This window comes from Streptomyces sp. A1277 (assembly GCF_004795015.1).
Taxonomy (GTDB): domain Bacteria; phylum Actinomycetota; class Actinomycetes; order Streptomycetales; family Streptomycetaceae; genus Streptomyces.
This window is the reverse complement of the sequence record NZ_SSBI01000097.1, coordinates 1-2,257: the sequence shown is the minus strand read 5'-3', so window position 1 is coordinate 2,257 and position 2,257 is coordinate 1. Positions and strand designations below refer to the sequence as shown.

General features: G+C 74.2%; 3 protein-coding genes. 2 read left to right on the top strand and 1 reads right to left on the bottom strand.

Features of this window, described 5'->3' with window-relative positions; genetic code table 11:
• Positions 1–192: 192 nt before the first annotated feature.
• Positions 193–408 carry an I78 family peptidase inhibitor gene (locus E6R18_RS33790; RefSeq protein WP_136320675.1) on the bottom strand — a complete coding sequence of 72 codons (216 nt, stop codon included), beginning with the start codon at positions 406–408 and terminating at the stop codon, positions 193–195.
• 640 nt (positions 409–1,048) lie between these two features.
• Between E6R18_RS33790 and E6R18_RS33785 the strand changes: the two genes are divergently transcribed.
• Both E6R18_RS33785 and E6R18_RS33780 read left to right on the top strand, forming a co-directional pair.
• Positions 1,049–1,831 (top strand): hypothetical protein, encoded by a 783-nt coding sequence (locus E6R18_RS33785; protein WP_136320674.1) that lies wholly within the window; start codon positions 1,049–1,051, stop codon positions 1,829–1,831.
• Positions 1,832–1,983: 152 nt separating this feature from the next.
• Positions 1,984–2,257 (top strand): hypothetical protein (locus E6R18_RS33780; protein ID WP_240799952.1); only part of this gene is annotated, 274 nt, incomplete at its 3' end.

Sequence of the window (2,257 nt, the reverse complement as noted above, 5' to 3'; positions counted from 1 at the left end):
CGCGGTGCGCTCGGAGCGGACCCCGGTCACCCCGGGCGTCAGCCGCCGCCCGCCGCACTCGGACCGCGCCCCGCGCGGGGGCACGGCTCCGGCCCGCCCGGTCGCCGGCGGCTGACGCCCGCCCGCATGCGTGAGGGGCCCCGACCTTCCCGGTCGGGGCCCCTCACGCGTACGCCGGGGTCTGCGGCGCTCTCAGCCGGTCCAGCAGCGTCTGACGACACCGCCGTCGACCTCGAAGTTGATCCGGCCGGCCTGGAACTCCATGGTGATGACCGTGCCGGGCGCAAGGGCGCGGACGGTGGACCAGCCACGCTCCCGGGCCCGCTGTTCGGCGGTCTCGGCGGCGAGCCCCACATACGCGCCGGTGGCGTCGTCGGGCTGGGCGGGAGGAGTCGGTAGGGGTGCCATACCTCTCACCGTAGGCGCCCGGGGGCCGCACCGGTAGCGGGGGCCGCGCGGGGGCGCACGGCATCCTCACGTCCCTCACCGGTCACACTTGTGTCACAGGATCACGACACGTCTTCCGTTCGAACCCCTTCACCCGAACGTGCGATTCACAACCGGACGCACAGTAATCGCACAGCCTCGCAAACGATCACCGCGGAGTGCCGTAAAAGGCGGCGGAACGCGGTGGATATACACCTCGCGACGCGGTCGAATTCTCCGCCGGACAACGTGCCGCAAAGGAGGGCGCCGCCCGTCATTCACTCTCCCTTATCGGGCCCTTATCCCACGGGACCGATATCCACACCATCGGACAGGCCCGCCCGCACACGCGGGACCGTATAGCGGACAACCCGCTCCCCCGCTCCCCCGCTTTCCCGCACCGCGCCGGGTGCCGGACACCGCCCCGCACCACGTCTCTCCGCCCCGCCGAACAGGCCCGCGCGGGCAGGTTTTTCCCGCTTTGTCGGCCGCGCCCCTCCCGCTCCGCGCGGCCCGGTCCGATTCCCTTCGGCTTCCCGCGTGACCCCGGCAGCGGCTCGCCCGTTGTCATCTCATGAGCCGGGAACCGCCCGGCGCACGTACCGAGTTCGAGGAGCCACCCGTGCCGCGCATGCTCGACGTCAGCGAGGACGTACGCGCCGAGATCGGCGATGCCGAAGCCGACCGGCTGCTCGTCGGCGACAACGCCCCGGGCAGTTACGACTGCACCTCCTGCCGCACCCCCGGCGACTCCGAGCAGGAGCGCACCAGCACGGTGCTGTTCGTCGGCGACGAGACCGCGGTCCTCGCCTTCGCGCACGCCAGCTGCATCCCCTCGCAGGTCGTCCAGGTCGCCGAGGAGCAGCTCCAGGGGGCCGTCCGCAGCATCACCGGCGGCGAGCAGGGGGAACCGGCCCGGATCAGCCCCGAGCAGGCCGTCCTCGGGATCACCAGCGGCCTCGTCCTGATCGACGACGAGCTGCACCCCGCCCTGGTGGTCGAGCCGACCGGGGCGATCGCCCGCCCCGGCACGGACGGCCGCGACGGCGACCAGTTCCTCCAGCTGCTCCTGGAGCAGGGCTTCCACCCGGTCCACCGCATGGACCAGGAGCCCGAGGTGCTGCACGGCTGGTCGATCCTGCTCGCCATGGGCCAGCTGCACGCCGTGCTCCAGCCGGGCACGGGCGGCGGCGCCCCCGTGGCCTGGTGGCAGGCGCACGCGCCCCTCCAGGTCACCGAGGGCTGGCGGACCGCCGCCAACAAGTCGCAGACCGTGCTGGTCTACGCCGCCCCGGCGGGCTCGATCGGCCAGCAGCCCCGCGAGGACCTGCTGCGCGACGCGCTGGAGAAGGCGTCCGCCGACGGGCTGCTGGTCGCCGCGGCCATGCCGCTGGCCGGGACCTGACCGTGACCGCGCACCCGGCGCACGGCAGGGGAACAGCCGTTCCTCCGACGGGTGTTTCTCCGGCGGGCCCGCATCCGACGGCCGACGGGGTCGTTGGCACCTACGTGCACTCATACGACCCCTCCCACCAGCGTCCGAGCCCGATCCCTGCCATGCGTCCCTCGCGGGACCCATCGGGCGGCCCGTCCCAGACCCCGATCTACGACGCGCTGTACTCCGAGTACCGCCGTTCGTTCCGGGCGCTGCCGGGCGACCGGACCGGCGAGGAGAGTCTGGGCCTCCAGGCCCTCGGCACCGGCCTCTTCGGCTCGCGCGCCCCGCTGCGCGGACACCCGGGCCACTCCGCGCCCGGCGGCACGGTCACGGCCGGCCCGGGGGCCGCGGCGGGCGCGGAGTGGCCCGGGTGTCCGCGCCGCGGCGCGCGCG

Bases quoted from the DNA above. Each gene is read 5' to 3' on its own strand.
- E6R18_RS33790 (WP_136320675.1), bottom strand. From the start codon at position 408: ATGGCACCCCTACCGACTCCTCCCGCCCAGCCCGACGACGCCACCGGC.